Origin of the sequence: Propioniferax innocua, assembly GCF_006716235.1 — a bacterium.
GTDB classification, from domain to species: domain Bacteria; phylum Actinomycetota; class Actinomycetes; order Propionibacteriales; family Propionibacteriaceae; genus Propioniferax; species Propioniferax innocua.
On sequence record NZ_VFOR01000005.1, the window covers coordinates 1 to 26,315 of the forward strand.

At 66.4% G+C, this 26,315-nt stretch carries 17 protein-coding genes; 14 read left to right on the plus strand and 3 right to left on the minus strand.

Annotated features, from left to right (window positions below; translation table 11 throughout):
* The 7 genes from scpB to FB460_RS12585 all read left to right on the plus strand — a co-directional run.
* Positions 1–396, plus strand: a 396-nt coding sequence (gene scpB, locus FB460_RS12555; protein WP_142094555.1) for an SMC-Scp complex subunit ScpB, incomplete at its 5' end; no start/stop codon positions are given.
* The gene (locus FB460_RS12560; RefSeq protein WP_246044309.1) at positions 389–1,138 is read left to right on the plus strand and encodes a pseudouridine synthase; all 750 of its coding nucleotides are present in this window, start codon (positions 389–391) and stop codon (positions 1,136–1,138) included. The genes scpB and FB460_RS12560, both read left to right, overlap by 8 nt.
* Positions 1,135–2,571 (plus strand): Pup--protein ligase, encoded by a 1,437-nt coding sequence (pafA, locus tag FB460_RS12565; RefSeq protein WP_246044308.1) that lies wholly within the window; start codon positions 1,135–1,137, stop codon positions 2,569–2,571. Before FB460_RS12560 ends, pafA begins: the two co-directional genes overlap by 4 nt.
* A 93-nt stretch (positions 2,572–2,664) precedes the next feature.
* On the plus strand, positions 2,665–3,690 hold the full coding sequence (locus FB460_RS12570) for an FKBP-type peptidyl-prolyl cis-trans isomerase (protein WP_246044307.1): 1,026 nt from the start codon (positions 2,665–2,667) through the stop codon (positions 3,688–3,690).
* Between the two features lie 183 nt (positions 3,691–3,873).
* Positions 3,874–5,505 (plus strand): NAD(P)-binding protein, encoded by a 1,632-nt coding sequence (locus FB460_RS12575; RefSeq protein WP_142094556.1) that lies wholly within the window; start codon positions 3,874–3,876, stop codon positions 5,503–5,505.
* Between the two features lie 10 nt (positions 5,506–5,515).
* A complete protein-coding gene (gene nifJ, locus FB460_RS12580) occupies positions 5,516–9,136 on the plus strand; it encodes a pyruvate:ferredoxin (flavodoxin) oxidoreductase (RefSeq protein ID WP_142094557.1) in 3,621 nt (1,206 codons plus the stop codon).
* A complete protein-coding gene (locus tag FB460_RS12585) occupies positions 9,136–10,149 on the plus strand; it encodes a dihydroorotate dehydrogenase-like protein (RefSeq protein ID WP_211346006.1) in 1,014 nt (337 codons plus the stop codon). The genes nifJ and FB460_RS12585 overlap by 1 nt, the downstream gene beginning before the upstream one ends.
* Here FB460_RS12585 and gluQRS read toward each other — a convergent pair.
* A complete protein-coding gene (gluQRS, locus tag FB460_RS12590) occupies positions 10,134–11,036 on the minus strand; it encodes a tRNA glutamyl-Q(34) synthetase GluQRS (RefSeq protein WP_142094559.1) in 903 nt (300 codons plus the stop codon). The two genes, FB460_RS12585 and gluQRS, sit on opposite strands and share 16 nt — an antisense overlap.
* Positions 11,037–11,209: 173 nt before the next feature.
* Here gluQRS and FB460_RS12595 point away from each other — a divergent pair, with 173 nt between their 5' ends.
* The 5 genes from FB460_RS12595 (at position 11,210) to FB460_RS12615 (ending at position 15,280) form a co-directional block, all read left to right on the plus strand.
* Positions 11,210–12,163: a helix-turn-helix transcriptional regulator gene (locus FB460_RS12595; RefSeq protein WP_142094560.1), complete on the plus strand. Its 954-nt coding sequence runs from the start codon at positions 11,210–11,212 to the stop codon at positions 12,161–12,163.
* Entirely contained in the window at positions 12,160–13,122 is a 963-nt protein-coding gene (locus FB460_RS12600; RefSeq protein WP_142094561.1) for a helix-turn-helix transcriptional regulator, read from the plus strand. The genes FB460_RS12595 and FB460_RS12600 overlap by 4 nt, the downstream gene beginning before the upstream one ends.
* A gap of 80 nt (positions 13,123–13,202) precedes the next feature.
* Positions 13,203–13,526 carry a twin-arginine translocase TatA/TatE family subunit gene (tatA, locus tag FB460_RS12605; RefSeq protein WP_246044416.1) on the plus strand — a complete coding sequence of 108 codons (324 nt, stop codon included), beginning with the start codon at positions 13,203–13,205 and terminating at the stop codon, positions 13,524–13,526.
* A gap of 24 nt (positions 13,527–13,550) precedes the next feature.
* Entirely contained in the window at positions 13,551–14,360 is an 810-nt protein-coding gene (gene tatC / locus FB460_RS12610) for a twin-arginine translocase subunit TatC (RefSeq protein WP_211346003.1), read from the plus strand.
* A complete protein-coding gene (locus tag FB460_RS12615) occupies positions 14,357–15,280 on the plus strand; it encodes a diacylglycerol/lipid kinase family protein (RefSeq protein ID WP_142094563.1) in 924 nt (307 codons plus the stop codon). Before tatC ends, FB460_RS12615 begins: the two co-directional genes overlap by 4 nt.
* A gap of 88 nt (positions 15,281–15,368) precedes the next feature.
* On the opposite strand, the gene FB460_RS12620 is transcribed toward FB460_RS12615, so the two are convergent.
* The gene (locus FB460_RS12620) at positions 15,369–17,804 is read right to left on the minus strand and encodes an ATP-dependent RNA helicase (protein ID WP_142094564.1); all 2,436 of its coding nucleotides are present in this window, start codon (positions 17,802–17,804) and stop codon (positions 15,369–15,371) included.
* 105 nt (positions 17,805–17,909) lie between these two features.
* On the opposite strand from FB460_RS12620, the gene dcuC reads away from it, so the two are divergent.
* Entirely contained in the window at positions 17,910–19,304 is a 1,395-nt protein-coding gene (gene dcuC, locus FB460_RS12625; protein ID WP_142094565.1) for an anaerobic C4-dicarboxylate transporter DcuC, read from the plus strand.
* Positions 19,305–19,516: 212 nt separating this feature from the next.
* Here the strand turns inward: dcuC and FB460_RS12630 are convergent, their stop codons facing one another.
* On the minus strand, positions 19,517–22,354 hold the full coding sequence (locus FB460_RS12630) for a DEAD/DEAH box helicase (RefSeq protein WP_142094615.1): 2,838 nt from the start codon (positions 22,352–22,354) through the stop codon (positions 19,517–19,519).
* 274 nt (positions 22,355–22,628) lie between these two features.
* Here FB460_RS12630 and FB460_RS12635 point away from each other — a divergent pair, with 274 nt between their 5' ends.
* The gene (locus FB460_RS12635) at positions 22,629–26,315 is read left to right on the plus strand and encodes a phosphodiester glycosidase family protein (RefSeq protein ID WP_170210103.1); all 3,687 of its coding nucleotides are present in this window, start codon (positions 22,629–22,631) and stop codon (positions 26,313–26,315) included.

Here is a 26,315-nt window from a genome sequence, read left to right on the forward strand (position 1 = left end):
CGCGCGGCGATGGAGACCCTGGCCGTGGTGGCGTACCTGCAGCCGGTCACGCGGACGCGGGTGTCGGCGGTTCGCGGGGTCAAGGTGGATGCGGTGATGCGGACACTCGAATCGCGCGGGCTCGTCGAGCCCGTCGAGTCCGATCAACCCGGCCAGGCCTACGGGACGACCTCCCTTTTCTTGGAGCGCTTGGGGATCGACTCCCTGGACGAGTTGCCCGACCTGGCGCCGCACCTGCCCGACGCCCTGGACCTCGAGGCCGAGCTGGCCCGGCTGGATCCGGTGCACGAGAATGGCCCGGACGGCCCGGACGCGGAGACGACCGACGTCGTGGACACAGCCGAAGCTCTTGACGGAGCCGAAGCTTTTGAAGGGGAAGGGGCTGACGGTGAGTGATGCGAAGGAGGCGACCGAAGGGATTCGGTTGCAGAAGGTCTTGTCGCAGGCGGGTATCGCTTCACGGCGCGCTGCCGAGCAGATGATCGTCGATGGGCGTATCGAGGTGAACGGGCGGTTGGTGACCGAGTTGGGCACCCGCGTCTTCCCGGACCGGGACCAGATCCGCGTCGATGGATCACGGATCCCGCCACCGCGTCGCCACGTGTACCTGGTGGTCAACAAGCCCCGCGGTGTCGTCTCGACGATGGATGACCCACAGGGTCGGGCCACCTTGGAGGAGTTCCAGCCGCGCAACACCCGGTTGTTCCACGTCGGTCGACTCGACACCGAAACCGATGGGCTCATCCTCATGACCAATGACGGCGAGTTCGCAAACCGCATGTCGCATCCCGCGCACGAGGTGCCCAAGACATATCTGGCTGAGGTGGAGGGCATCGTCACCGAGAAGGAAGTTCAGCGGCTCCTGAAGGGGCTCACGCTGGAGGACGGGTTCATCCGCGCCGACGCGGCCAAGGTGGTCAATCGTGTGGACGGGCCGCCCCGCTCGCTGCTGCGGATCACGATCCATTCGGGCCGCAACCGCATCGTGCGCCGGATGTGTGACGCGATCGCGCACCCTGTGCGTGAGCTGTCGCGGATCTCGATCGGCCCCGTCCGCCTGGGCCGTCTGCCGGTGGGGGAGAGCCGGGAGCTGACGCGCGAGGAGCTAGGTGAGCTGTTCGACATGGTGGGGCTGTGATCATTCGACGCATCCGTGGGCTCGAGACCGAGTTCGGCGTCCTGTGCGTGCAGCGCGGCGAGGGTCAGCGACGACGCCTCGGCGCCGATGAGGTCGCCCGGCAGCTGTTCCGCAGCGTCGTGGCATGGGGGAAGTCCAGCAATGTGTTCCTCGACAACGGCGGTCGGCTCTACCTCGATGTCGGATCACATCCCGAGTACGCCACGGCCGAATGTGACACCTTCACCGACCTCATCGCGCAGGATCGCGTGGGCGAGATCCTGGTGCAGGAGCTCGCCGAGCAGGCGCGTGAACGGCTGGCCGACGAGGGTACCGAGGCAGACATCTTCGTCTTCAAGAACAACGTCGATTCCCACGGGAACTCGTATGGCTGCCACGAGAACTACCTGGTCTCCCGGGATCTCGATCTGGCCGATCAGGCCGAGCTGCTCATCCCGTTCCTCGTGACCCGGCAGCTCTACGCCGGGGCAGGGCATCTGGGGCCCGATGGTGGATTCCAGCTCTCGCAGCGGGCCGAGCACATGTGGGATCCGGTGTCGTCGGCCACGACGCGCACCCGCCCCATGATCAACACCCGCGACGAACCCCACGCCGATCCGGCGCGGTTCCGGCGTCTGCACGTGATCGTGGGGGACTCCAACATGTCCGAGACAGTCACGTGGCTCAAGGTGACCACAGCTGATCTGGTGCTCCGGCTCATCGAATCCGGCGCCCTGCTCGGCGACCTCACCCTGGACGTCCCCGGCCGGGCCATCCGTGAGGTGAGCCATGACCTCACCGGACGCGCGGTGCTCACCCTGGCGTCCGGCCGAACGATTTCCGCCCTCGACGTGCAACGCCGGTTCCATGCCGCATGCCAGGCCTTTTTCGAGACCGGCGACGCCGAGGAGATCTCCGCCGCGGACCGGCCCGATCTGGAAGCAGCGCTCGAATTGTGGGGCGATGTCCTCGACGCCTTCGAAAGCGATGACCTGGAGTCGTTCGCCGACCGTCTCGACTGGGTCGCCAAACGTCGCCTGTTGACGCAGTTCGCCGAACGGCATGATCTGCCGTGGACCGACGCCCGGCTGGCCGAACTCGCCCTGCGGTACCACGACATCCACCCCGAACGGGGCATCGTCCCCACGATGGTGCGGCGCGGCGCGATGCGACGTCTCGTCACCGACGCTCAGGTGGAACAGGCCCGCGCCGAGCCACCGGCGACCACGCGCGCCCATCTGCGGTCCCGTTTCCTGGCCGCCGCCCGTGCTGCGGGGGTCGAGCACAGTGTCGACTGGGTGAATCTCCGTATCCTCGAACAACCTGCCCGGCGCTGGGCGGACGCCCCATCGATGTCGCCCCGGCAGGTGCTGCTGACCGACCCGTTCACGACCGAGGATCGACGCGTCGATGACCTCATCGATTCCCTCCAGCAATTCGAGCAGGACCGCTGACCACGCGATCATGTGAGTTGAAGGCGTGCTGCCGTGCGCGCCTCGGGTACATTGGCCCGGCAGAGAAATCACCCACCGACAGAAGGTCCACCTGTGCGCGTGAAATCGCAGATCGCCGCCGCCGCGGCCGCCCTGGTCGCCGTGTTGACATTGGCCGCCTGCGGGTCCGGGGGAGTCGGCGAGGAGCCGACGCCTACGCCGGAGCCGAATGAGTCGTCCTCCGCGACGCCGACTCCGGGGGCGGAGAAGCCTGATGAGAACACCTCCGACAACCTCGATGGCATCAAGGTGAGCAAGGGCAAGGAACCGAAGATCGACTTCGAGGCCCCGTTCGCGATCGACGAGACACGCACCAAGGTGCTCAAGGAGGGCAAGGGATCCAAGCTCTCGGAGAGCTCGACCGCGGTGGTCCATTACAAGGGAGTCAATGGTCGCACCGGCAAGCCTTTCGACGAGTCCTACAGCCGTGGCGAACCAGTGAGCTTCCCGCTGGACCAGGTGGTTCCCGGCTTCAAGAAGGGCCTCACCGACCAGAAGGTCGGCTCACGCGTCCTCATCGCCATGCCCGGTGCCGACGGCTACGACAGCTCTGGTGGTAACCCCCAGGCCGGGATCGAAGTGGGCGACACCCTTGTGTTCGTGGTCGACATCACCGACGGGACGCGCGATCGTGCCTCGGGCAAGGCCGAGGATGCGCCCAAGGGATTGCCGAAGGTCTCGGGCCCAGGGGACGCCGAACCGAAGGTGGAGATCCCCGAGGGCGCCCCGCCGAAGAAACTGGAATCGGCGACGCTGATCAGTGGTGACGGCAAGAAGGTCGCCGAGGGCGACACCGTGACCGCCAACTTCGTCATGTACACGTGGGAGGGCGGTGAGATGGTCGAGACCACCTACCCGCCGAAGCAGCCGGCCACCGGGCCGCTGGGTAACCTCATCGCCGGATGGCAGGAAGGGCTCGTCGGCCAGAAGGTCGGCTCCCGCGTCCTACTGGTGATCCCGCCGGACAAGGCCTACCCGCAGGGCAACAATGTGCCGTCGATCGAACCCCAGCAGACGCTGGTGTACGTGGTCGACATCCTGTGGACCGAACAGACCCAGCAGCAGATGCCCGGAGGCTGAGTCGCCCCCACATCAAGTCCGGCCCCTTGGGTCATGCCACGCCCCGAACTCCGGTTCGGGGCGTGGTGCTGTTCGAGGGGAACGTGATCGGTTGCACGCGCTCGGGGAGCGGGAACGGTCGGCAACTCCTACTACGGGGAGTAGTGTGGTGGGCAGAGTGTTGCCGCCCCGGGAGGTTTGACCATGGATCAGCCGTCACAGCGAAACCTCACGCATCTGCCCGATCTCAGCACCTCGGCCGGACGTGTGGGGCCGGTGCGGACGCGGATGCCCATCTACGTGGATCTGCTGCCGCCGTGCAATCATGCCTGCCCCGCCGGCGAGAACATCCAGGAATGGCTCCGTCTGGTGAAGGCCGGGGATGATCATGCGGCATTCATCGAGCTGACGCGGAACAACCCGTTTCCGGCCATCCATGGCCGGGTCTGCTATCACCCCTGTGAGAGCGCCTGCAACCGCATCGAGCTTGATGGCGCGGTGTCGATCCACTCCGTCGAGCGATACCTCGGCGACCTCGCCATCGAATCGGGCTGGCGGTTCGAGGCTCCGCCGCACCGGTCGGGACGCCGTGTTCTCATCGTCGGCTCCGGGCCCTCGGGATTGTCGGCCGCGTATCACCTGGCGATGCTCGGGCATGAGGTCGAGGTGCACGACTCATCCGAACAGCCCGGCGGAATGATGCGTTACGGCATTCCCGAGTATCGACTTCCGCGCGCCGTGCTCGATGCCGAGATCGACCGTCTGCGTGATCTCGGGGTCCGCTTCGTGCAGAACCACAAGGTGGAGGACCTCCTGACCGAACAGCAGGAAGGTGAGTTCGATGCGGTCTTCGTGGCCATCGGTGCTCACCTCTCCAAGCGCGTCGACATCCCGACCCGCGATGCCGGACGCATCGTCGACGCCGTCTCGTTCCTGCGTGGCGTCGCATCGGGGGAGCGCCCGGTCATCGGCCGCCGCGTCGCGGTCTACGGCGGTGGCAACACCGCCATGGACGCCGCCCGCACGGCTCGGCGGCTCGGAGCCGAGGAATCCATCGTGGTCTACCGACGTACCGAGGAGCACATGCCGGCCCACGCCATCGAGCGTGAGGAAGCGGTGCGCGAGGGCGTCCAGATGAACTGGTTGCGCACGATCAACGAGGTCGACGAGGGGCAGATGCGCGTCGAGATCATGGAGATCGGAGACGACGGGAAACCTCACGGCACCGGACGCTTCGAGACGCTCGAGGCCGACACCGTGATCCTCGCACTCGGGCAGGAGGCCGACACCGGTTTTCTGACGTCGATTCCGGGTATGCGATTCGACCGCGATGTGGTCAAGGTCGACCCCACAACGCTCATGACCGATGTTCCCGGGATCTTCGCCGGAGGTGACGCCGTCCCGTCCGAACGCACCGTGACCGTCGGCGTCGGCCACGGCAAGAAAGCAGCCCGCATGATCGACCTGTGGTTGGCGAATGTCGCCCACGAACCCGCTGAGAAGCACCCGCTGGCGACATTCGACAAGCTGCATCCGTGGTACTGGGGCGACAACAGGCGCACGACACAGCCCGAGCTCGCCGTGGAACACCGCAGCAATTTCGATGAGATCGTCGGAGGGCTGGAACCAGACCAGGCCTGGACGGAGGCTGCCCGGTGCCTGAGCTGCGGGAACTGCTTCGAATGCGATGGGTGCCTGGGCAGCTGTCCCGAGGATGCGGTGATCAAGCTCGGAAAGGGGCAGCGTTACCGCTTCGATTACACCAAATGCACCGGATGCGGCACCTGCTACGAACAGTGCCCGGTGCATGCCATCGAGATGATCCCGGAACGGTGAGGTGAACCCGATGTCCAGAACTCCCGAGCAGCGCATCATCGACGGTAACGAAGCAGCGGCCTCGGTCGCCTACCGACTCAACGAACTGTGCTCGATCTATCCGATCACACCGAGTTCGACGATGGCCGAACTTGCCGACGACTGGTCGGCGAAAGGGCACGCGAACGTGTTCGGCGCCGTGCCCCATGTGATCGAGATGCAGTCCGAAGGTGGTGCGGCCGGCACCTTGCACGGCGCGTTGCAGGGCGGGGCGATGTCGACGACGTTCACCGCCTCCCAGGGACTGCTGTTGATGGTCCCCAACATGTACAAGATCGCCGGTGAGCTGACCTCCACTGTGATGCACGTGGCGGCACGGTCCCTGGCGGCCCAGGGCCTGTCGATCTTCGGCGACCACCAGGATGTCATGGCGGTGCGGCAGACCGGATTCGCGTTGCTCGGGTCGGCGTCGGTGCAGGAGGCTCATGATCTTGCGGCTGTCGCACAGCTCGTGACCCTGCGTTCACGCGTACCCTTCGTCCACTTCTTCGACGGGTTCCGCACCTCGCACGAGCTCAACACCGTGGAGATGCTCAGCGACGACGACCTCCGTTCCTATGTTCCCGAGGAACTGGTGATCGCACACCGCAACCGGGCGCTCTCGCCCGAACACCCCTACATCCGCGGCACTGCGCAGAATCCGGACACCTACTTCCAGTCACGGGAGACTGTGAACCGCTTCTACGACGCCGTTCCGGGCCTCGTGCAGCAGGCGATGGACGAGTTCGCCGACCTCACCGGACGCTCGTACCGACTCGTCGACTACCACGGTGCCGCCGATGCCGATCGCGTGATCGTGATCATGGGATCGGGCGTCGAGACAGCCATCGAGGCCGTCGATCACTTGAATGCGCAGGGGGCCCGCGTCGGTGTGGTACACATCCGGCTCTACCGGCCCTTCCCGGTGCAGGAACTCCTGGCGGCGCTTCCGGAATCGGCGACACGCATCGCCGTGCTGGATCGCACCAAAGAACCCGGAGCCGGCGGCGAACCCTTGTTCCTCGATGTGAGCAGCGCGCTCGCCGAGGCCGTCGGTGATGGGCGTCGCGGTGAACTCCCGCGACTGATCGGTGGACGCTACGGACTCTCCAGCAAGGAGTTCACCCCCGCGATGGCGGTGGGCGTCTTCGACGAACTCGCAGCCGGTGAACCGCGTCCACGGTTCACCGTGGGCATCCACGATGACGTGACCGGGCTCAGCCTCGATTATCCCGAGGACCTCGACGTCGAATCACCCGAGACGCTGCGCGCGGTGTTCTACGGCATCGGTTCGGACGGAACAGTGGGGGCCAACAAGAACACCGTCAAGATCCTCGGCGATCAGGACGGAACCTTCGCTCAGGCGTACTTCGTGTACGACTCGAAGAAATCGGGGTCCCGCACGGTCTCGCATCTGCGTTTCGGCCCCAAGCCCATCGCAGCGCCGTACCTGGTGCGGGAGTCCGGGTTCATCGGCGTCCACCACTGGTCGATCCTGGAACGCGTCGACGTGCTGCGCACCGCACGCCGCGGCACGGTGGTGCTGGTCAATTCCCCGCATGATCCGACCGAGGTGTTCGCCCGACTTCCACGGCAGATGCAGGAACGACTCATCGAGCTCGAATGCGATCTGTGGACGATCGACGCCTCCGCGGTGGCGCGGCGCGCGGGGATGGGCAACCGCACCAACACCGTGCTCCAGACCTGTTTCTTCGCGATCAGCGATGTGATGCCCCGCGAGGAGGCCATCGCTGCGGTCAAGGAATCGATCGAGAAGACCTACGGGCGGCGCGGCCCCGATGTGGTTCGCAAGAACAAGGACGCGGTCGATGCCGCGGTGCAGTATCTGCACCGGGCGGAGGTCCCTCGGGCCCCGGTCTCGGATGTGGAACGGATCGCTGCGGTGCCCGCGACGGCACCGACGTTCGTGCGCGAGGTCACCGCGGCCATGCTCCGTGACGAGGGCGATGGTCTGCCGGTCTCGGCCCTGCCGATCGACGGCACCTATCCCTCGGGGACCACCCAGTACGAGAAGCGGAACATCTCCGAGATCGTGGCGGTCTGGGACGCCGAGAACTGCATCCAGTGCGGAAACTGCTCGTTCGTGTGTCCGCATTCGGTTCTCCGGGCCAAGTACTACCCGGAGAAGGCCTTGGAGGGCGCCCCCGAATCCTTCGAGAGCGCCGAGCTCAACGCGGCCGGGCTGCCCGGCGGACGCTACACCCTGCAGGTGTATGCCGAGGACTGCACCGGTTGTGGGCTGTGCGTGGAGGCCTGCCCGATCGATGTCATCGGGATCCAGCGCGATGGATCGGTGGGGACGGGCGTGGGCACCGGCGTCGGAACCCGCAAGGCCATCAACCTCGAGCCCGTCGACGACCGTGAACCTGTACGGCGCAACATCGAGTTCTTCGAGGAGCTCCCGGTGAATCGGCGCAACCGTGTCGACTTCGCGACCGTTCGTGGTGTGCAGTTCCTCGAGCCGCTGTTCGAGTTCTCGGGAGCCTGCAGTGGCTGCGGCGAGACGCCCTATCTGAAGTTGCTGTCGCAGCTGTTCGGCGGACGTGCCTCCATCGCGAATGCCACTGGCTGTTCTTCGATCTACGGCGGCAACCTGCCGACGACACCGTGGGCCCGCAACGAGGACGGGCGTGGCCCGGCATGGTCGAATTCCCTGTTCGAGGACAATGCGGAGTTCGGTCTGGGGCTGCGGCTGGCCGCCGACCTGCAGACCGGGCTGGCCCGGACCCGGCTCGAGCAGCTGCGTGACGAGATCGGCGACGATGAGCTCGTCGATGCGATCCTCACCGCTGAGCAGCAGTACGAATCCGATCTGAGCGACCAACGGCTGCGGGTGGAGCGCCTCAAGGAGATCCTCGAGGGCCTGGACGGTCCACGTGCGAAGGATCTGCGCTCGGTGGCCGATCATCTGCTGCGTCGTTCGGTGTGGATCGTCGGCGGCGACGGCTGGGCGTACGACATCGGTTCGGGCGGGCTGGACCATGTGCTGGCCTCCGGACGCGACGTCAACGTCCTGGTGCTCGATACGGAGGTGTACTCCAACACCGGCGGGCAGGCATCGAAGGCGACCCCGCTGGGGGCGGTGGCCAAGTTCGCCTCCGGCGGCAAGGACAACAACGGCAAGGACCTCGCACTGCAGGCCATCTCCTACGGCAACGTCTACGTGGCCCGCGTCGCCATGGGCGCCGACCCCGAACAGACGCTTCGCGCGTTCCGTGAGGCCGAGGCCTACCCGGGCCCTTCGCTGATCCTGGCCTACAGCCATTGCATCGCCCACGGCATCGACATGACCAAGGGCCTCGACCAGCAGTATCTCGCTGTCAATTCGGGGCACTGGCCGCTCATGCGTTACAACCCGGTGCTGCGGGCCCAGGGCAAGTCCCCCTTTCTGCTCGATGCCGCCCGGCCCCGCTTCCCACTGGCGAAATACCGTGAAGGTGAGCTGCGATTCCGCATGCTGCGGGCGGCTGACCCGGAGATGGCCGAGACCGTGCTCGAGCTCGGCCAACAGCAGGTGGATCGACGCTGGCATGAGTACGAGATGATGTCGGCCCGGACGGCGGCGGAGTTCGCCGAGGACGCCAAGGAGTGATCATGGACCTCAGCACCACCTATCTCGGACTGCAGTTGGCGCACCCTGTGGTGTCATCGGCAGGCCCGTTGACCGCCACGGTTGACGGGGTGCGGGCACTGGCCGACGGGGGAGCGTCGGCGGTCGTGCTGCACTCTCTGTTCGAGGAGGAACTGCGCACCCGTGCAGCCCGTGATGCGGCAATCATGGACCGCAACTCCGATGCGTTCGCCGAGTCCCTGGACTACTTCCCCGACGTGCAGGTCTCGACGCAGGCCGAGGCCCGCTCTTACCTGTCACTGGTGGAACGCGCATCGGCCGCGGTGGACGTGCCTGTCATCGCCTCACTCAACGGCTCCGACATCGGTGGCTGGACCGGTTTCGCCCGACAGCTCCAGGATGCCGGTGCTGCGGCAGTGGAACTCAACATCTATCTGGTGCCCGGTGATGTTTTCACCGATGGCTCGGAGGTGGTCCTGCGGCATCGGGAGATCGTCCGTGCGGTGTGCGATGCGGTTGACATCCCAGTGTCGGTGAAACTGTCCCCGCACTTCACCTCCCCGGGCCACATGGCATTGACATTGCTTGCTGACGGCGCCGCCGGATTGGTGCTGTTCAACCGTTTCCTACAGCCGGACGTGAACGTGGATGACCTCTCCACCGACGTGGGGTTCGATCTGTCCGCGCCGCACGAGGGGCGTCTGCCACGCACCTGGATCGCTGCTCTGCGGGAGCACACACGTGCGTCTCTCGCGGGCTCGACGGGTGTGGAGACCGCCGACGATGTGGTGCGCTACGTGCTAGCGGGGGCTGACGTGGTCATGACGACCAGTTCCCTCGTGCGGAACGGGCCCGCCCATGCGGGCACCCTGGTCGCCGGCCTGGAGGAATGGCTCGTCCGCAAGGGCTTCGACTCGCTGGGCGCGGCGCGGGGCATGCTTGCGGTGCCGGGGAACGTGGATGCCGATGCCCATGAACGGGGCGGCTACGTGCAGGCGATCCAGCGGGCCAAGGAGCGCTACGGGGCGCTGTGATCGCTGCGGGCCCCGGGCCACACCCAGGGCTCGGTCGGGATCGTGGTGGGGTCGAACCGTTCGAGCAGGTCATCCATCGACACCTCGGCGTCAGCGTCGCACAGCCCGAGTGAGGCGCCGAGGCGAGCACGCACCCGGCCAGCGTCCTCCCCGCCGGCTGCCAGGTCGGGGAGGGTGACCGCGCCGTGACGCTTGGCCAGACGCGTCCCCTCGTCATCGACCACCAGCCCCACGTGCACGTACGTGGGGGGCTCGGCACCGAGGCGTTCGGTCAGCCACGCCTGACGCGGCGCCGACCCCAACAGATCGTCACCGCGCACCACCTCGTCGACCCCCTGTGCGATGTCGTCCACCACCACTGCCAGGTTGTAGGCCCAGGCGCCATCGGCGCGGCGGAGCACGAAGTCATCGACGACTCCGGTCACCTCACCGTGCAGCCGGTCGTACACGGTGCAGGTGGTGCCGTCAGCGCGCACACGCAGTGAAGCGGGCCGCTCCCGAGCGCGTTCGGCACGTTCTGCATCGGTGAGATCGCGGCACGTCCCCGGATATCGGCGAACGCCGTCATGCGGTGCCGATGAGGCCTCGGCGATCTCTCTACGGGTGCAGAAGCAGGGGTAGGTCTGAAGACTTGCGAGTGCTTCGTGGTAGGCGTCGGCGCGTTCGGACTGGATCATGGCCGGTCCGTCGAACGTGATTCCCAGAGCGTCAAGATCAGCCAGTTGCCGTTCGGCGATACCGGGCCGGACACGACCGGTGTCGAGATCTTCGATACGCAGCCGCAACGGTTCACCGGCTGCTCGGGCGCACAACCACGCGACCATGGCGGTGCGGAGGTTCCCCACATGAAGATCGGAGGTGGGGCTCGGGGCGTAGCGTCCGGTCATCACCTCGAGAGTAGTCCCGACACGGGGAACCCAACATTTCGGCCCTCTCACAGGAACGTTGAGGGAGTATTTCCCTTTGCGTCTCCTCACAGGTGAGGTTGTGCATGGATCCACACCTCGAAGAACCTGTGGCGCTCCTGTGCAGATGACGAATCGTCGCTAACCTGAGTCCCGTGGCACCGAGGGCAAGTGAACGCATCCTGAATCTGGCGATGTATCTGCTGTCCGCGCCCGGCCCGCGTCTGCACAGCGACATCCGCGAGAACCTCGAGGCCTACCAACAGATGAACGATGGCGCCTACTTGCGCGCGTTCGAACGTGACAAGCGCCTGCTGCGTGAACTCGGCGTGCCCCTGCGCACGGTCGAGGTGCCGGAGACCGATGCAGGTGTCGGGTACGTCATCGATGCCGGGGATTTCGAACTTCCCCCGGTGGAGTTCGACGCCGAGGAAGCCATGCTCATCGAGTTGGCCGCCCGTATGTGGCGGGCTGAAAGCGTCGGCGCAGAGGCGGTCGGCGGGTTGATGAAACTTCAGGCCGCCGGAGCCAGACCGACCGACCGGCCTGACGCCTTCGTGCCGCGTCTCACCCTGCCCGAGCCGGGGTTCGACATCGTGTGGGATGCACTGCTGGAGAGCCGACGTCTGGGGTTCACCTATCGCGGAATCGACCGGGTCGTGCAGCCGTGGCGTCTGGTCACCCGGCACGGCAGCAGTTATCTGGTTGGTTTCGACGAGGTACGGGAGGCTCCGCGGGTATTCAAACTGGCACGCATCACGCAGGGGCCGGAGCCGGTGGGGGAACCGGGAGATGCCCCGGCACCCGACCCGGACGATGTCGATGCGGCCGTCGCTCGGCTCATGGATCCGGATCCGGCCCGGCGTCACGCGATCGTGGCCGTGCGCCGCGACCGGCAGGGCATGCTCACCCGCAGAGGGGAACGGATCGAGGAAGCACCCCCATGGAACGGGGCGGTGCCGGAGAGCTTCGACCTGTGGCGGGTGCCGTTCGGATCGACGCAGCGGTTCGCCGCCGACCTCGCCGCAGCCGCCGATGACGTGATCGTGATGGATCCATCCGATCTGCGGGACGCGGTCATCGACCATCTCCAAGGGGTGCTGCGATGAGCACGACCGCGAAGCAGGTGGTCCGCATCCTGCGGCTGGCACCGTATCTGCAGGCACATCCCGATGTGACGGTGGCCGAGGTGGCCCGCTCCCTGGGGGTACGTCCCGCGCAGGTCGTCAAGGATCTGCAGGTGCTGATGATGTGTGGCACCGGGCCCTACGGGGGACAGATGATCGACGTCGATCTGGATGCCTTGGAGGACGACGGACGTATCCGGATCTCGAACGCCGAGGTTCTCGCACATCCGATGCGCTTCACTCCGGCCGAGGTGGTGCCGTTGATGGTGGGGCTGCGACTCCTTGCCGATGTGACCGGCCCCGGGCAGCATGTGGTCATCGAGCGCACCTTGGAGAAGTTGCGGTCGATCGCCGGCCCGGACGCCGAGGCCGCCGGTCGCGTCGAGGTGCGGACGGTGTCGGCGTCACAGGAGATCCGGGACGCGATCGACACCGCGAAGGAACGGGCCGTGCGGCTGCGCATCACCTACGCCGGGCATGCGACGACGCAGCGGCTGGTGGATGTGGACCAGATCATCCTGCGAGATGGGCTGACCTATCTGCAGGCGTGGAGCGACGCCGTCGCCGAGGGGGACGCGCCCGGTTGGCGCACCTTTCGGCTGGACCGCATCCTCGACGCCGAGGTGACAGACGAACCATCGCTGCGACGCCCCGATCCGCCGCACACCGACACCTGGACGTCCACGCTCGCCCGTGCGGATACGGTCGTGCTGGATGTCGATCCGCGTGGGGAGTGGGTCGCTGAGGCCCATCCGGTCCAGGGACGCGAACCGCGGCCCGACGGAAAGGCCGGCTCACGTCTGCACCTTCGCGTGGCCGATCGCCAGTGGTTCATCTCACTGATGCTGCGACTGGGCGACAGCGCCACGGTGATCTCGCCGGATGACGCGGCGCAGGCCGCGCAAGAAGCGGCAGCGGCAGCACTGCGGGCGTACTCCTGAGGCGTACCGCTGAAGGATGCTGCAACAGGCGGCACCCTGTAGGCTGAGCCGCGGCCGCAGACCAAGCGCAGGAGTATCCCATGGAATCCACGTTCGTCCCCCTCGTCCTCGGGCTCGGGATGCAGGAACTAGTCATCATCTTGCTGATCGCTTTGCTGTTGTTCGGCGGCAGCCGGTTGGCCGGCATCGGCAAGAGCAGTGGACGAGCCATCCGTGAGTTCAAGGAAGAGACACGCGGGTTGCGAGAGGATGAGCGCAGGGCCAACTCCGAATCGAGCTCGGACAAGCGTGACGCCACCGCTGGGGATGTGAACCGGGGGATCGAAGCCAAGTCCACCGATGGATCGGTCGACGCCGAGGTCGTGGAGTCCGAGACCGAGAAGAACTCCGACGAACTGCGCTGATCCATGGCCGTGATCCCTTCTTGGATGCGGCCTCCCACGATGCCGGCCGACGGCAACATGTCGCTGGCCGATCATCTGCGGGAGCTGCGATATCGCGTCGTTGTGGCGCTGATCGCGGTGACCGTGATGACGATCGTCGCCGCCTTCTTCTACCAGGACCTGCTCTCATTACTGATGCTTCCCTGGCATCAGGCGCAGGAGGCGCTGCTCGCTGAACGCCCGGGCCAAGAACTGCAGGTGGCCAATATCGGGGTCACCGCGCCCCTGACGCTGGCGATCAAGATCTGCGCCGTCGCTGGTGTTGTGGTCTCGTCCCCGCTGTGGATCTACCAGCTGTGGGCGTTCATCGCTCCGGGACTGTTGGCCAAGGAGAAGAAGTGGGCGCTGGCGTTCGTCGGGTCGGCGACGCCGTTGTTCCTGGCCGGTGTGGCCGCCGGCTACTTCGTGCTTCCCAAGGGCATCCAGGTGATGTTGGGGTTCACCCCAGAATCCCAACAGATCACCAACCTGTTGGACCTTTCCACGTTCCTGAACTTCATGCTGCGCCTGATGCTGGTGTTCGGCATCGGCTTCCTGCTGCCCGTCGCGGTGGTCGCGTTGAATCTCATGGGTGTGGTCACGTGGGAGCAGCTTGCCAAGGCCCGGGTGTACGTGGTGTTCGGCACGTTCGTGTTCGGCGCGGTGGCCACCCCATCGACCGACCCGTTCTCGATGCTGGTGTTGGCCATTCCGATGGCGGTTCTCTACCTGATCGCCGAGTTCCTGTGCTGGATCAATGATCGGCGCAAGCGCAAACGTGGTGCCCAGACTTCCGACCTCGAGGTGACCACGTGAGCGGGCTCGAGCGTCTCACCCTCGTCTCCAATCCATATGCGGGCAAGGGGAAGGGTGGACGCGTGCTGCCCGAGGTGGTGCGACGACTCACCCGACAACTGCCCGGCACCCAACTCGACATCCATGAGACCCGCACCTTCGCCGAGGCCCGACGGCAGATCCGGTATGCCGTCGAGCGAGCGGCCGATGCTCCTGAACTCGAAGCGCTCATGGTGATGGGCGGAGACGGCATGATGACGCTCGGCGTCGACGCCTGCGCCGGAACCGATGTTCCCCTGGGCATGATTCCGGCCGGTACGGGCAACGACATGAGCCGGGGCTTCGGCCTCCACGGGGTCGACCCCCTGTTCGCACTCCGCCGGGTCATCGCCGGTCATACTCGGCATGTCGACGCCCTGCGCGTTCGTGGGGATCTCAGCGACGGTGAGAGCGAGCGTCATGTGGGCACGATCGTCGCCACCGGGTTCGACGCCGATGTGAACCGCCGGGCCAACGAAATGACGCTGCCCATCGGCAACCTGCGGTATCTGGCGTCGGTGGGAACCGAGATTCGCCACTTCCGGCCCATGGAGTACCGGCTGACGATCGATGGTCAGGTCCGTGAGCTGGAAGCCATCCTCGTCTCGGTGGGGAACACCAAGTACTTCGGTGGCGGGATCAAGATCTGCCCTGACGCCGATCCGACCGATGGGCTCCTCGACGTCACGATCGTCCACCCCGTGCCACGTGCGGTGCTGGTGGCGATGTTTCCGTCGATCCTGCCGGGCTGGTTCATCCACCTGCCGGTGGTGGAGACGTTCCGGGCGCGGTCCGTCCGCGTCGAGGGCCCTGAGGTGATCGCGATGGGTGACGGGGAGCTGCTCGGCCACGGGCCGATCGACATCGACGTGCGCCCCCGCGCGCTGCGTATCTTCGGTTGAGACTGTGACCGGTGGTGTCTTGGCCGTCGGGCTGTGGTGGTATGCACCGTCTGTGGTGCGGTTCGCCACAGGTGGCGTGAGTGTGGGGTCAGCGTCCTGACTTCTTCGTGCCCCGTTGGGGTGGCGCGGTGAGGGGATCTTCCGGCCATGGGTGCTTGCTGTAACGGCCACGATTCTCTGCGCGCACGTGAACATAGGCGCCCGCCCAGAACGACGCCAGATCATCGGTCACGGCCAGGGGACGCTGAGCCGGTGAGAGCAGATGGAACACCACCGGTGCCCGGCCGTCGGCGAGTCGGGGCGTCTCGGTGAGGCCGAAACACTCCTGGAGTTTCACAGCCACCACCGGTGCCTGCTCCGGATCGTCGGGGTAGTCGACCCGGATACGCGAACCGCTGGGGACCTCGAGACGCTCGGGGGCCAACTCGTCCAGGCGTCCGGCCTCGGGCCAGGGGAGGGCACGCCGCAGGGCAGCGGTGGCGTCGAGGTCCCGCGCGGGGGTTCCGGCGGCCAACTGTTGCAGTTCGGGGGCGAGCCAGTGGTCCGCGGTGGCGATGAGATGGTCGGTGTCCATCACGGGCCAAGGATCACCGAGATGATGGTGCAGGAAGGCCAGCCGGGTCCGTAGGGCTTCGGCGCGGTCATCCCATCCGACCACCTGCAGACCGTCGCGGCGCAGGGCCTCATGCACCGCGGCCGCTGCGGTGGCGGGGTCAGGGGAGGTCGGCGTCGAGGTGAGTTCGATGGCCCCCAACCGTTCGACACGACGCCCCTGGACGCGTCGCTGCCGCGGATGGAAGGTGGCCTCGGTCCGGCTGTTGTGCAGTGCTGCCGCGGCGTGAAGCGCCAGGTCCTCCTCGATGGGCAGCGCACTGCGGATACGTGCGCCCCGTGGGCCGCGGTCGATGTCGGCCACGGCGACCCACTCGGGTGGGTCTCCCCAAGCACGCGGTGCCTCCGCGCCGGTCCCACCGGTGAGCAGGTACTCACGGGAGTCTGGTTCACGCAGGCGTCCGATGCGATCGGGGAAGGCATGGGCCACGATGTGGGCCAGGGCCCGTCGGTCCAGTCCGGTGCGTCCCAGATCATCGGGGAGACGCCGGGCATCGGTGAGTTCGTCCACGACGCGACGTGCCCGGGCCGCGTCGATCCCGTCCTCGACCGCGCGGATCTGGGCATGCGCCAGCCGTGGATCGGCCGGGATCGCGGCCAGACGACGACCATGAGCGGTGGCGTGACCGTCGGCGTCGATGGCATCGAGGGCCTGCAACGTGTGTTCGGCACGCTCGAATGCGGCATCGGGAAACGGGTCAGGTAGGGCGAGACCGCGGCCACGCGGAGCGCCCCACACCGCCAGGTCGAGGGCCGCCTGCGTCAGATCAGCGGTGCGGACCTCGGGGGTCGGTTCGGCGGGGAGCCGTGCCCAGTCGTGTTCGGCCAAGCAGCGGATCACGATGCCGGGCCCGAGCCGTGCGGCTCGGCCTGCCCGCTGGGTGGCCGCAGCGCGTGACGCCGTCACCGTGACAAGTCCGGTGATTCCGCGGATCGAATCGAACCGAGGCTCGCGTGCAAGCCCCGAATCGACCACGAGCCGGACGCCGGCGACGGTCACCGAGGATTCGGCCACCGCGGTGGAGACCACGATGCGCGGCTCGGGCCCCTGGATTGCGGCGTCCTGCTCGGACGCGTCGAGCTGTCCGTGGAGGGGAAGCACCGGGCGGGTGGTCCGGCCGCGCAGTCGTGAGCACACCTGATCGACTTCCCATGCGCCGGGCAGGAATACCAGCGCCGAGGCGTCCGGGGCGATGCCGGATGCGGCGTCTGCGGTGCAGTCGGCCACATGGTCCAGGAATGCGTGGTCGACGCCCCGAGTGGTGATCGGCGTCGACGCAGGAGGCTGCCAGCGCACCTCCAACGGATGCAAGGTCGAGGGAACCCTGACGACCTGGGCATCGCCGAGCAATCGCGCGAACCGATCGGAGTCCAGGGTCGCCGACATCGCGATCAGACGCAGATCCGGACGCAGCTCGCGCAGTTCTACGAGCATGCCGAGCGCCAGGTCGTCCTCGAGGTGCCGCTCATGGACCTCGTCGAGGATGACGGTGTGGATCCCCGGGAGCTCGGGGTCGGTCAGGAGGCGTCGCAGCAGGACTCCGGTGGTGCAGAACTCCACCCGCGTGCGATCGGAGACACGGGCGTCCCGGCGCACGACGTGACCGACAAGGCCGCCCACCTGTGTGCCGGTGAGCTGCGCCAATCGTGCCGCGGCGGCACGGGCCGCGACGCGCCGGGGTTGAGTCACCACCACACGCGAGATGGAGGCACTGGCGACCAGAGGATCGACACTTGAAGCGACCAGAGGCGGAACGAACGTCGTTTTTCCGGTGCCGGGCGGAGCTTCCACCACGGCGCATCCGTTCTGGACCGCCGTCCGCAGTTCCTCCGCGTGGGCGGCGATGGGGAGACCGCATCCGATGGCTTCCAGATCCCATTCGTCTGCGTGGGACTCGGCTCCTCGACTCAAAGTTCTCCTCCGATGGGGTGGGGATTCGGCTCATGTACTACGTTGGTAGTAACATGATCTTGTCGGTCGGCTGGCCGGCAGTGAGAATCGCTCAAGGGAGCTGCGATGGTATCGATTCTTATCGGCCTGGCGGTCATGGCAGGTGCTGGTTACCTCATCTTCAAGAAGATGTCGCCGACCGGCATCCTGCTTCTGGCCGGCCTGTTGTTACTGGCGATCTCGCTCCTCATGGGGCGGGACATCCTGGGTGAGGACATGGAGAGCACCGGCTGGGGCTGGCTGGATTCCATCGACTTCATCCGATACATGATGACCGACCGCATCGCCGGTCTCGGACTCATGATCATGATCCTCGTCGGTTTCGCCGGATACATGTCGCACATCGGCGCCAATGACGCCGTGGTGCGCCTGTTGATCCGGCCATTGTCGATGTTCAAATCGCCCTACCTCGTGATGTGCGTGGCGTTCCTCCTCGGCTGCGCCATGACGCTCGCCGTGGGATCGGCCACCGGCCTGGGTGTGCTGCTCATGGCCACCTTCTTCCCGATCATGACGCGGGTCGGTGTCTCCAAGTACGCGGCCACGACGATCTGCGCCTCCACCGCGTCGGTGATCATCTCCCCGGTCACCGCCGATGTGGTGTTGGCCGCCGAGAAGGCCAAGGAGCCCCTCATCGACTTCGGTTTCAAGCAGACGCTGCCCGTCTCGCTCATCACACTCGCGGTGCTGACCGTTCTGCACTTCTTCTGGCAGCGCTTCCTGGACCGCCGGGCCTTGGCCAAGGAGGGCAAGGAACAGCTCGATATCGACGAGCAGCTCGCCCAGAGCCAGGAGGACGGCAAGATCACCAAGACTGCCCCCCTGTGGTACGCGATCCTTCCGTTCCTGCCGATCATCCTGGTGTTCGTCTTCAACGGGAACCTCGCGCCCAAACTCGAACTGGTGACGCTCATCATCATCGCGATCATGATCGCCGCGATCATCGAGTTCATTCGGCAGAAGGCGCGTCTGCGCAAGGTGCTCGATGGTCTGGAGGTCGGCTACAAGGGGATGGGCGATGCCTTCAGCAGCGTCGTCATGCTCGTGATCGCCGCGAGCATCTTCGCGCACGGTCTGGCCACGGTCGGGTTCGTGGACGCCCTCATCGGCGGTGTCCAGAACGCAGGCGGAGCCGGCGTTCTGGTGATGATCGCGCTGACCGTCATCACCATCGTGGTGACCATCACCACCGGTTCGGGCAACTCGGCCTTCTATGCCTTCGTGGAGCTGGCGCCGAAACTGGCCTCGGAGCTGGGCGTTCGGGGCGCCTACCTCATCATCCCGATGCTGGAGGCCTCCAACATGGCGCGTCCGCTCTCGCCGGTCTCCGGCGTGGTCGTGGCCTGTGCCGGTATCGCGAAGATCAACCCGCTCGAGATCGTCAAGCGAGCCAGCGTCCCGTCGTTGGGTGCCGCAGTGGTCATGGTCATCACCTCGATGATCCTGGTGCCGCTGCACTGACGCGCGGCCCGCATCAGCGGGGAAAGCGTTCTCAGCTCATCGAGGCGATCGTGCAATGCGCGCAGGGCAGAAGTGGTGTACCGGCGCCGGTTGTGCGGATCGCAGGCTCATGGCAGATATGGAACAGCCCTGACGCAATGTCAGGGGAACTGGTGGACGTGTCCTGTCATCAACAGCCAGCATCCCGGGTCAGCGTCAGAACGGGCCCAGCGTCAGAACGCGACCACCCCGCGTCGCATCGTGTCGCTCACCTCGCGGCAGGTGCGTCGCAGGGCGGGATCCTCGGCGAGGGCTGCGGCCTTGCCGATCTGGTCGGCGAAGTCGATGACCTGACGCACCCAGCGCACGAAGTCACCCGCGGACAGCGCCGTGTCGGCCAACACCGCGGCCAGGGGCCGGCCTCCGCACCAGTCATGGGCGGCTTCGGCGAACCCGAGGTCGAGGTCCCGGCCACGGTCGATGCGGAAGTCACGCTCGGCGAGCCCGACCTCGCGGTGGATGGAGCGCAGCTGGTCGTACCGGGCCTGCGATTCGGCATCGGGCATGCGCGGTGGCCGCTGACGTGAATCGGTGCGACGGCTCTCGTAGACGAGCGTGGAGAGCACCGCGGCCAGTCGGGGTGCGGTCAAACCGCTGAAAACCCCTCGCCGCAGTGCCTCGGCGGCGACGAGGTCGAGCTCGTTGTAGATCCGGGACAGGGCTCGGCCCGGCGCGGTGACGGTCAGCTCCTTGGCGGTGGCCCCCTCGTCCTGGGAGGTTTCGTCGAGCGGCGCGAGGTACCCGAGTGATTCGAGCACCAGGCAGATCCGGTCGAACGAGGCCGCGATCGTGTTGGTGCGTCGCTCCATGCGCGCGGTCAGTTTCTCGTTCTCCCGTTCCAGCGCCATGGCCTTCTCCCCCCAGCGGGCATGGGTCTCACGCTCGGGGCAGGCATGACAGGGGTGGGCCCGCATCTGATCGCGCAGATCGGCGATCTCGGCAGACACGGCCTCGTCCATCGCGCCGGGACGCCAGCGTTCGGGGCGCAGATCGATGGTCTCCATGCGGTGCTGGAACGCGGCGAAGAGGCTGCGTCGGGCATGGGCGTCCTTGGGATGGAAACGCTTGGGGATGCGCACCCGGCCCACCGGCGAGACCGGCGTCGGGAAATCGTTCATGGTCAGACGCTTGACGTGACGCTCACCGGTGAGCACCTGCGGATGGGGCTCCTCGCGAGAACCACGGACGCCGGTGTCGATGACGACCGCCCAGCCCTGGTGGCGTCCAGTGGGCACGTGGATGATGTCTCCCGGACGCAGGTCGATCACCGACCGGAGCGCCTCGGCACGCTTGTCGGCCTTGCGTGCCCGCGCAGCGTCGGCCTCCAGCTCGCCGATCTTCGAACGCAACCGGGCGTACTCGGTGAAATCACCGTTCTCGCAGGCGGCCTTGGCCAGCAGTTCCTCGATACGGCGTCGGTTCTTCTCGACGGTGCGTACTCCACCGACCACCGACCGGTCCGACTGGTACTGCGCGAACGACTGCTCCAGCAAAGTGCGGGCGCGGCCCCGCCCCACGGTCCCGACGAGGTTGACCGCCATGTTGTAGGTGGGTGCGAACGACGAGCGCAGGGGATAGGTGCGTCGGCTCGCGAGGCCGGCCACCGCCCGCGGATCGAGCCCCGGCTGCCACAGGACCACCGCGTGGCCTTCGGTGTCGATGCCGCGACGCCCCGCGCGTCCGGTCAACTGGGTGTACTCGCCGGGGGTGATGTCGGCATGGATGTCACCGTTGAACTTGACGAGTTTCTCCAGCACCACCGATCGCGCGGGCATGTTGATGCCCAGCGCAAGCGTCTCGGTGGCGAACACGACCTTGATCAGGTTCTTGGTGAAGCACTCCTCGACGCATTCCTTGAACGCCGGCAGCATCCCGGCATGGTGTGACGCCACCCCGCGCAGCAGCGCTTCGGTGAAGGTGTCGGCGTCGAGGGCCGCAAGGTCGGCGGGGGATAGGCCGGAGGTGTGGGCGTCGACGATCTCGATGATCGCGGCGCGCTCGGCCGCATCGGTCAGCTCGACGCCGGACCCGAGTACCTGTTTCACCGCGGCGTCACAGCCCTGCCGGGAGAAGATGAACACGATCGCGGGCAGCAGGTCGGCTCGATCGAGGGATCGGATCATGTCGCCGCGCGACGGTGGACGGAAATGCGACTTCTCCCGGTGGGAGCGATGGGCGGCGCCGCCGTAGGAGCCCGAGCCGTGCCCGTGCGCCCGCTTGCCGCGGCCGCGTTTGCCACGGGGACGACGCGAGTCGTCGCGCACGGTGCGGGCTTCCTGCTTGGCGACCTGCACCAGAGCGGGATTCACATCGTGGTGCGCGGCCACCTTGCTTGCGTCGGTGGTGGCGGTGGGTGCTTCACCGGCGAACAGATCGTGGATCTTCCGGCCGACGAGCACGTGCTGGTACAGCGGCACCGGACGCCGCTCGGAGACCACGAGGTCCACCTGGCCGCGCACCTCGCTGAGCCACTCACCGAACTCCTCGGCATTGGACACCGTTGCCGAGAGCGCCACCAACTGCACCGAATCGGCCAGGCCGATGATGACTTCCTCCCAGACCGCGCCCCGGAACCGGTCGGCCAGATAGTGCACCTCGTCCATGACAACGAAGCCCAGACCGGTCAGCGTCGGCGATTGTGCGTAGATCATGTTGCGCAGGACCTCGGTGGTCATCACCACCACCGGCGCCTCGGAGTTGATGGAGGTGTCACCGGTCAACAGGCCGACGTGCTCGAGGCCGTACCGGTCCACGAGGTCGTTGTACTTCTGGTTCGACAGGGCCTTGATCGGGGTCGTGTAGAAAGCTTTCTTCCCGGTGGCGGTGGCCAGATGCACCGCGAATTCACCGGCGATCGTCTTGCCCGCTCCCGTGGGAGCCGCCACCAGGACACCGTGGCCGTCTTCGATGTGTTCACAGGCCTGACGCTGGAAGTCATCGAACGTGAATGAATGCTCCGACATGAAGGCCTGCGTGTGGGGATAACGCTGCTTCCACCGGAACAACGCCATCCGTTCGGCCGGGCCGAGTTCGGCGTCGGGATCGTGCGTGACGGCGACGGGGCGGGGCGCATCGCCGCCGAACTGGCGTGCATCGGACATGACTCCAACCTACTTGCCCGATCGATGACATCGTCTGGGTGTTGTTCGAGTGTTCGTGATGTCTGTGTCACTTGATGTTTCCCATCGTTAACGCACGTGACACCGACCCTCATTAGCGTCCGGGGCGTTTTCCCGCTCACCCCACCCCCGGAACGCGAGAGGCATGATCGCTGTGACCCCACCCATGACCCGAACACCGCTTCACCTTGGCACCCTGCAACGTGCCGGAAAGCTGTTCTTGGCACTGATGCTCACCCTCGGCATCTGTCTGGGAACCGCTGGAATCGGGGCAGGTCAGGCCGCAGCGGAACTCCCCGGTCCGACCGACGGCGGACGCGCCATCATCACCGAATCCACCACCGAGGAAGTGGCTGCAGGGATCACACAGTCGCACTACGAACGGATCGATCCCGAGGGCCGGAACCGTATCGACGTTCTCGAAGTGGACCTGTCCCGCAACACTCCGAACTACCTCGACACCGGAAAGGTCGCCGGCGTCGGCACCGTCTCATCCATGGTCGAGGCCGAGGACGCGGACTTCGCCGTGAACGGTGACTTCTTCGACATCAACAACTCCGGGGCGCCACTCGGTAACGGAGTCGATGCGGGGCAGGCCCGCACATCGGCCAACTCCGAGTACGCCCCGAAATCGGTCATGATCGACAATGACCGTCTCGGGACGATCGCCGACCTGATCCTCGATGGCACCGTCTCCTTCGGCGGCGATGATCATGAACTGCTTGGGCTCAATGTCCAGAAGATGGCTGATGGGATGGTCGTCTACGACGAGAACTGGGGCACCTTCCCGTTGGGACGCTCCTTGGACGGGGCGGAGGGCTTCGCCGTCGCACTGGGGCCGAACGGTGAGGTCACACGAACAGAGGTGGATCTGGCTGGTGAAGCGGCCATCGGTGCGGGGGAGCGAGTGGTGATGGCCCGCGGCACCGAAGCCATCGAGGCACTGCAGACGCTCGCGGTGGGGGACCGCGTCGACATCGAGATCGGTGCCTCCGCCGAGGACCTGCAGGTCGCGGTCGGCGGTCACTACCAGGTGGCCCAGGACGGCCGGCCCATCGAAGAGGCCGAGGATCCCCTGATCACCACCATGCATCCGCGTACCGCCGTCGGTTTCAGCGCCGATGGCTCCACCATGTATCTGGTGGCCGTCGAGGGCCGCACCGACGCGAGCCGCGGCATGACCCTGCCCGAACTAGGCCGGCTCATGATCGAACTGGGCGCGGAGAACGCCATGAACCTCGATGGAGGAGGTTCCACCACGATGGTGGGGCGTGACCCCGGTGACGAGGATCCCGGCGTCATCAACGATCCTTCCGACGGGCAGGAACGGGAAGTGGCCAACGGTCTGGGCATCACGAGCGACGCCAGCGATGGTGAACTGGCCGGGATCGACCTGGAGCTCCCCGCGGGCGAGCGGACCGATGCGGTGTTCCCCGGGCTGCATCGCACGATCACTCCACAACCCCACGACGCCGGGGGACGACCTGTCGAAGCAGGCATCGACGCCTGGGGCAGCAGCGACGACGGTGTGTTGAAGGTGTCCGACGGCACCGTGACGGGCGTCGCCCCGGGCGCGGCGGAGGTGAGCGCCACCAGCGGGGATGTGGAGGCCACCACCGGAATGCGAGTGCTCGGCGAACTGGTGCGCGTCGAGGCGTCGGCCCAGACGCTGCAGATGCCCAAGAAGGGCGACACCGCCGAGTTCACCCTCACCGGCTATGACGCCGAAGGCTATGCGGCACCGATCGATCCGGCCGACATCGAGATCGAGGGAGCCGACGGCATGATCGACATCGTGCCTGGGGAGAAGGAGGCATTGGCCGCCAAGGCCCTGGTCGATGAGGGCGCCGGGCGGCTGAAGCTCACGGTGCAGGGCCATACCGCCGAGGTCGCCTTCGCCGTGGGCCAGGACACCGAGCTGGTCACGACCTTCGAGGAGGGTGCGGCGGCCTACGACACCGACGGCGCTCGTTCGACCGTCAGCGCCGAGGACGCGCCGGGACGCGAGGACGACTCCGGCGTCGCATTGACCATGGATTTCAGTCAGGACACGGCCACGCGCACCTCGAACCTGTGGACCAAGGACCCCATGGGTGGCTTCGAACTGCCGGGGCAGCCGTTGACGCTGACCGCGTGGGTCAAGGGCGATGGCGAGAACCAGCCCATGATCTACGCCGAGGTCAACAACGGCGCGGAGGAGATGGGCACCATCTACGGATCGCGCATCGAGAAGACGACCGAGTGGCAACAGGTCACCTTCGAGGTCCCCGCCGGATATGCGACACCGCAGGCTTGGTACAAGATCGGCTTCTATGAGACCGACGCGTCCTTGAAGTACAAGACGACCGTCGTGTTCGACGACATCGAGGTGACATACTCCCCGCCGGTCGAAGCGCCGGCCGAAGCTCGCTGGAAGGATTCGGCGGTCGCCGACGGATGCTCGACCGGCGAGCGTCCGCAACGGATCGCGGTCATGTCCGATGCACAGTTCGTCGGACGTGAGCCCGACAGTCCGTTGGTCGAAGGTGCTCGCCGCACACTGAGGGAAATCGCTGCGGAGAGCCCCGACGGGGTCTACATCGTCGGTGACCTGGTGGACGAGGGTCGTGATGAGGACTTCGAACTGGCTCGCCGCGTCCTCGACGAGGAACTGGGCGACATCCCCTGGACATATGTGCCGGGCAACCACGAGGTCATGGGCGAGCCCATCGAGAACTTCCGCGAGCATTTCGGCGACAGCCACACGCACACGGATCTCGATGGGACCCGGATCATCACCCTCGACAGTTCCTCGGGGCGCATCGGCGATGACTTCGAACAGGTGAGGATGTTGCGTGAGCAACTCGATGCGGCTGCCGAGGACCCCGAGGTGTCCGGCGTTCTGGTCATGTTCCACCACCCCACCGAGGACTTCCTGCCGACCAAGGCGAGCCAGCTGTCGGACCGCCACGAGGCAGCCATGCTCGAGCAGTGGTTCGCCGATTTCCGTGCGGGTGGGAAGCACATCGGAGTGATCAACGGCCACGTCGGCGCGTTCCACACGCGTCAGACCGAAGGTGTCATCCATCACACGAACGGCAACTCGGGCAAGAACCCGCACTCGACGCCGGATTGGGGCGGTTGGCTCGGCTGGACGATGCTGGGGATTGACCCCTCGGCGCCTGGTGAGGCTCCGGCCACCGATTGGCTCCAGGTGCAGACCCGCCCCTACATCGACGCGGACACACTGGCCATCACCGCACCGGACACAGCGTCGGTGGGGGACACCCTCGACCTCTCCGCCGCATTCACCCAGGACGGCGAGAAGATGCCCGTCTCCTGGCCGATGTCGATGTGTTGGGGAGGCGCAGGAGTCCACGTGGGTGCCATTGACGACGCACCCGAAGGCACGAAGGCTGTGATCGACCCGACCACCCACGCCATCACCTTCCTGCCACAGGAATCAGGCGAGGTCACCGTGGAACTGACCGTCAACGGGCACACTGCCACCCACACCTTCACGGTCGCTGGATCGACGCCAACGCCTGAACCCACCGGAACGCCTGAACCTTCTGAAACGCCCGAGCCTTCTGAAACGCCCGCGCCTTCTGAAACACCAGAGCCCTCCGACACGCCCAGCCAGGACCCGACGCCCGAGCCGTCCGAGGACCCAGCACCGTCCGAGGACCCAGTGCCGTCTGAGGACCCCGCCCCCAGTGAGGATCCGGTCCCGACAGGGGCTCCTGCACCGGGAGCTGATCGCGGAGGTGGTCGCACGCTGCCGTCGACAGGTTCGACACCCGGACTGGCGGGTGCGGGCATGGCTGCCATGGCACTGCTGACACTCGGAGGCGTCTGCATCCGCCGCAGGTGA